Origin of the sequence: uncultured Nitrospira sp., assembly GCA_902500695.1 — a bacterium.
Classification (GTDB): domain Bacteria; phylum Nitrospirota; class Nitrospiria; order Nitrospirales; family UBA8639; genus Nitrospira_E.
In genome coordinates, this window is sequence record CABVRQ010000085.1 from 1 (window position 1) to 5184 (window position 5184).

Below are 5184 nucleotides of genomic sequence, written 5' to 3' on the forward strand. Positions count from 1 at the left end.
TACAGAGATGGCAGAAGAGTTGACACCGGATCGAATCATGCAATTGGGAATGGCCTTTTGGGGCTCCAAGACACTGTTAAGCGCCGTAGAACTCGGCGTCTTTTCCGAGCTGGCCAAACAGCCGCTTGACGCCCAGGCCCTGCAGGCTCGGCTCGGGCTTCATTCACGCAGTGCGAGGGATTTTTTTGATGCGCTTGTCGCGCTTGGCATGTTGGATCGGCGTAATGGGCAGTATTTCAATACATCAGAGACAGATCTGTTCTTGGATCAAGCCAAACCCACCTATGTGGGAGGCTGGCTGGAGATGGTCAATTCCCGTCTTTACCAATATTGGGGAAACCTGACCGAAGGATTGCGGACCGGCCTGCCGCAGAATGAAGTCAAAGACGGCAAAAACTTTTTTGAAGATTTGTACCGCGATCCTCAGCGGCTTCAAGCGTTTTTAAGTTCCATGACCGGATTAAGCATGGGAGCCAATAGAAAGATCGCCGCTCAATTTCCCTGGAAACAATATCAAACCTTCATTGATGTCGGATCCGCTCAAGGCGGATTAGCGGTGCAGGTGGCGCTGGCGCATGAACATATCACGGGCGGAGGTTTTGACTTAGCTGCCACGGGACCGGTTTTTGAGGACTATGTCAAATCTTTCGACCTTTCCACCCGCTTGCGATTTCATCCAGGAAATTTCTTTACAGATCCCCTTCCAAAAGCCGAAGTGCTCTCAATGGGCCATATTCTCCACGACTGGAATTTGGAAGATAAGAAAATGTTGATCGGCAAAGCGTATGACGCATTGCCACCAAACGGCGCCCTGATCATCTTCGAGTCGTTGATCGACGATGAGCGTCGCTCAAATGCCTTTGGTCTCCTGATGAGTTTGAATATGTTGATCGAGTTGCCAGGGGGATTTGACTATACGGGTGCGGATTGCACCGCGTGGCTGCTGGAAGCCGGATTTGGCGAAACCCGGGTGGAACATTTGATCGGGCCCGATTCCATGGTAGTAGGCATCAAATAAGATACGCCTATTTTCTGGCTCTCTTCGGATTAAATGTAAGGATATCCCTCACGGAACACGAGATAGGGAACTTGATGAAGCCAATCACTCCCGTTCATAAAAATCGTAGGATTCTTGAGTAACACAATCCGATAGCTGCAGTGACCGATCTTCAAATCATCGCTGGGTCCGATGTTTCTGCATCACCTCATAACCCTTTCATTAAACTCATCCCAGGTCCATCCGGCCATCCCGGTGGCACACACAAACCCTAGCAACACAAAGGTTGTGACGATTTGCTGGCGATCCGATTGCTCTTTCATCACATGATTCTATTCCGCCAATCCATCAGAATGCCATATCACATTCCACCTGTTCGGCGGATTCAAGGGGGAGGAATGCGTCGTTCCGGATTATGAGAAACCGTAGGAAAAACGTAAGCCCCTCACAGTGGCTCATTGTGACAGGAATGTTTATCTTTCTGTGTGCAGGAGGATGGTACGGAATGATTTGGATGCCGGGAAGCAGTCATCAAGAGACACTACCATTGGCAACCGACGAATTACGTGCTCTGGAGCAGGAACTCCACAGGCACGTAGACATGCTTGGCAGGCAAATCGGAGAGCGCAACCTCTTTCACTACGACAAACTCCTGCTCGCAGCGGCATACATTCGCGCTGAATTCGAAGCGGCCGGATATGATGTCCACCGCCAACAATTCGACGTTTCCGGAAAAATCTGTGAAAATATCGAAGCTGAGGTACGCGGCACGGATCGACGTGAGGACATCCTGGTCATTGGCGCGCACTATGATTCCGTCAAAGGAAGTCCCGGCGCAAATGATAACGGCACCGGAGTCGCCGCGGTGTTGGCCCTGGCCAGGCAGTTCGCCCAATCACCGGTTTCCCGCACCCTCAAATTTGTGGCATTCGCCAACGAAGAACCACCGTTTTTTCAAACACCAAACATGGGAAGCCTGGTGTATGCGCGGCGCAGCCGTGAGCGGGATGAACGGATTGTTCTCATGGTCAGCCTCGAAACCATTGGCTACTACACTGAGGCACCGGACAGCCAACGTTACCCACCGCCGCTCAGTCTCATGTATCCGTCAAGAGGAAATTTCATCGGGTTTGTGAGCAATCTTTCGAACAGGGATTGGGTACACCGGGCGATTGGTGCCTTTCGACAGCATAGCCAGTTTCCCTCAGAAGGCGCCGTCTTGTTCGAATGGATGCCCGGAGTGGGCTGGTCCGATCACTGGGCATTCTGGCAAGAAGGATTCCCAGCCCTCATGGTCACGGATACCGCTCTGTTTCGTGACCCGTTTTACCATACGGCCAACGACACCCCTGATCATATTCACTATGACCATCTCGCTCGTGTGGTCTCCGGGCTGCAACAAGTTATTAGGGAAGTGGCTAACCAACCTTGAAGAACGTGGTGCCGGGGAACCGGGTTTCACTCCTCCATAGATAAGACGGAAACATTGCTAATGGCTCGGAATACGATTCTTAAGGAAATCAAAACCCTCAATCCCCAAAAGGATCATGAGCGCATCGTCTTTCTCTCGACCTGTTACGAATTTTCTTTTGACACAACCCGCGCATTGGAAATTGCCTTATTTCGCACCTTCTGCGTGCCGAGTATTTCCGGCCTCCTTGATCGAACCGGGGAGCTTCGGCAACGAACTCAAAAACGCTATGACGAAACAGACATCCTGGTCAGCGAATTGTTGGAATGGGGATACAGCAGCGAGCGTGGCCGGCGAGCTATCCTGCGCATCAACCAGCTGCACGGACGATTCAGCATCACCAACGAAAACTTTCTCTATGTTCTTTCCACGTTTCTCTTCGAACCTATCCGGTGGAATCAGCGCTATGGTTGGAGAACCATGTGCGAACAGGAACGCCTCGGCCTATTCCACTTCTGGCGAATTGTCGGACAAGAAATGCATATCAAAGATATTCCGGAGGATTACCAGACCTTCGAGCGATTCAATATCGAGTTTGAACGGCAACATATCCGGTATGCTCCCTCAAACCACCGTACCGGAACGGCCACCGTCAATCTGTTCGTGGGATGGTTTCCAAGATTGCTGGCCCCGCTGGTCCGCTCGGCTATCTATGCCTTGCTGGAGCCGTCCCTCCTTAAAGCGTTTGGCTTTCCTGAACCCTCTAGATTTATGCAATGGGCGGTACCCTCACTTTTGAAGCTGCGAGCCGGTGTGTTGCGGTGGCTTCCCCCTCGACGGCATCCCCGGCTGCGGACGGAGATGGTTCATCCCTCACATCCTCACGGTTATGTGATCGAACAACTGGGTCCCCCGGAGGAAAGGAAAGAAAAATGAAAATAGGGAAGCTAGGCTGGCTAACTCTTATCCACGTGAAGGATGACCACGCAAACGCGATAATATAGCCGTTCTTCTCATAGGCCAATTCATTCACAAATTGGAGATTTAATCGTGAACATAGAGTCCTGCGGGTGGGTTTAACTATAAGGTGGGGTAGGTTTCTTAATACTTATTCGGTTTATCGGCGCGGTTTGCCATGGGCATGCCTCGCTGTTTCCAGCCTGACATGTGACCGTCCAGGTAAACAATATTTTTATACCCCACCGTCCAGAAAGCGAATTTGCCAATCCACGCTCTCGGACCATGCTCGCAATATACGACGATCGGGTCTTCCGGTGTGGCGCTTGCCTCTTTATGACGGTTCCAAATGGCGTAAAAGGGCAGATGCACGGCACCGGGTACATGCCCGGAATCGTATTCACTTTGCGAGCGGACATCCACGATCACCGGGGCCGTGCGTGTTTCGATTGAGGCTAACAGTTGCTCTGAGGTCATATCTGACCGGCCTTTCTCCGAACATGAGACAAGTAGAACAAACACCACAAAATCAAAAAACCATGGTAATTTAGTCATGCCATACTTGGATTTGGAATAGGAACATAGGATCCTGGCAGTCATCTGGACAAGCCATTCAGGTATGGTAAGCGTTTGATCTCTCGAGAACGCTACAAGGATACCTAATTTCCACTCTCATTTTCCTGCAGAGGTTAGCAGTATAAGTAAAGTTGCCGAAAAATAGGAACGTGGAATACAGCCATCATCGAAACTTGCACAGAGAAGGCTCAAAGGGTTTCAGGTCGACCGTCCATCCGATACAATTCAACCGAAATCCATGTTGACTTCTACCCCCTGGACCAGTCCCACACTTGACGTGTTTCGATCCCTGTCGCCAGACGTGGTCCATGTGTGGCGGATTCACCTGGATACGACACCCGTACAAGCCGCTCTCTATCGCACCCACCTTTCCGAAGATGAACGAAGCAGAGCAGAACGGTATCGATTCCCACACCACCAATATCTATTTATTTCAACCAGGGGTATTCTTCGAAGATTGCTCAGCCACTATGTCGGCATACCCCCTGCTGCCCTTCGGCTAGAGAACAACATACAAGGCAAACCCACAATGATCGAAGCATCCAGCCCGTCAATACAATTTAATGTTTCTCATACAGATGGAATGGCGTTACTAGCCTTCACCGTTGAGAACGCAGTAGGGATCGATGTGGAAAAAAGAGACCGGACACTCCCCGACCAGGACATCGCCGCCCGGTATTTTTCTCTACGAGAGGCGGCGTACCTTGCCACCCTTTCACCTGACAAGCGAATGCAAGAATTTTTGAGCTACTGGACCTGCAAGGAAGCGTATCTCAAAATGCGGGGGATGGGATTATCAGGTGGAATGGCTCAATGTGAAATCACACTCGATGCGGACGGACTGAAGGCCACAGTCCTGTCAAGGAATGAACCGACCCGGGAAAACGACTGTTCACTCATTCGCATCAATCCCGGCCAATCCCACATCGGGGCGCTAGCCGTGGCATGCCCTTCAGTTGAAGTGTTGTTTTGGGATTGGAAAGATTAATGCGTTGCTTCTCCCTTAAAGCGAACAGGTTCGTTGCCTTGTAAATGGTCCGGGGTGAGCCAGTATGTGCCTTTGAGACTGGCATCCCACACTGATTGAGCCGCCCGTTCATTCCCTGCGGTCACCAGATAGACAAAACCTCCAAATAACCCACCCACGCCGGCATAGACCACTTTGACGGGCGTATACAAAATCGATAAGGCTCCACTCGCGATTTGAAGTCCCAAAGACGAATCGTCGGAGGACTCTGAATTT

Annotated in this window: 6 protein-coding genes; 4 read left to right on the forward strand and 2 right to left on the reverse strand. The window is 51.0% G+C overall.

The annotated features are described in order from the left end of the window. The 3 genes from AAH187_RS16205 to AAH187_RS16215 all read left to right on the forward strand — a co-directional run. The coding region (locus AAH187_RS16205; protein ID WP_342349517.1) for a methyltransferase at window positions 1-1018 on the forward strand (1018 nt) is incomplete at its 5' end. A gap of 484 nt (window positions 1019-1502) precedes the next feature. Then, window positions 1503-2429 carry a M28 family peptidase gene (locus tag AAH187_RS16210; protein ID WP_342349518.1) on the forward strand — a complete coding sequence of 309 codons (927 nt, stop codon included), beginning with the start codon at window positions 1503-1505 and terminating at the stop codon, window positions 2427-2429. Between the two features lie 60 nt (window positions 2430-2489). Continuing rightward, the gene (locus AAH187_RS16215) at window positions 2490-3344 is read left to right on the forward strand and encodes an oxygenase MpaB family protein (RefSeq protein ID WP_342349519.1); all 855 of its coding nucleotides are present in this window, start codon (window positions 2490-2492) and stop codon (window positions 3342-3344) included. Window positions 3345-3509: 165 nt separating this feature from the next. Here the strand turns inward: AAH187_RS16215 and AAH187_RS16220 are convergent, their stop codons facing one another. Then, window positions 3510-3920 (reverse strand): rhodanese-like domain-containing protein, encoded by a 411-nt coding sequence (locus tag AAH187_RS16220; protein WP_342349520.1) that lies wholly within the window; start codon window positions 3918-3920, stop codon window positions 3510-3512. A 259-nt stretch (window positions 3921-4179) separates the two neighbouring features. Here AAH187_RS16220 and AAH187_RS16225 point away from each other — a divergent pair, with 259 nt between their 5' ends. Further along, entirely contained in the window at window positions 4180-4929 is a 750-nt protein-coding gene (locus tag AAH187_RS16225) for a 4'-phosphopantetheinyl transferase superfamily protein (protein WP_342349521.1), read from the forward strand. Here AAH187_RS16225 and AAH187_RS16230 read toward each other — a convergent pair. Continuing rightward, window positions 4926-5184: hypothetical protein (locus AAH187_RS16230; RefSeq protein ID WP_342349522.1), on the reverse strand; the 259-nt coding region annotated here is incomplete at its 5' end. The genes AAH187_RS16225 and AAH187_RS16230 overlap by 4 nt on opposite strands.

Excerpts from the sequence above, each read along its gene's own strand:
- AAH187_RS16210 (WP_342349518.1), top strand. The coding sequence starts at position 1,503 with ATGATTTGGATGCCGGGAAGCAGTCATCAAGAGACACTACCATTGGCA.
- AAH187_RS16215 (WP_342349519.1), top strand. The coding sequence starts at position 2,490 with ATGGCTCGGAATACGATTCTTAAGGAAATCAAAACCCTCAATCCCCAA.
- AAH187_RS16220 (WP_342349520.1), bottom strand. The coding sequence starts at position 3,920 with ATGACTAAATTACCATGGTTTTTTGATTTTGTGGTGTTTGTTCTACTT.
- AAH187_RS16225 (WP_342349521.1), top strand. The coding sequence starts at position 4,180 with ATGTTGACTTCTACCCCCTGGACCAGTCCCACACTTGACGTGTTTCGA.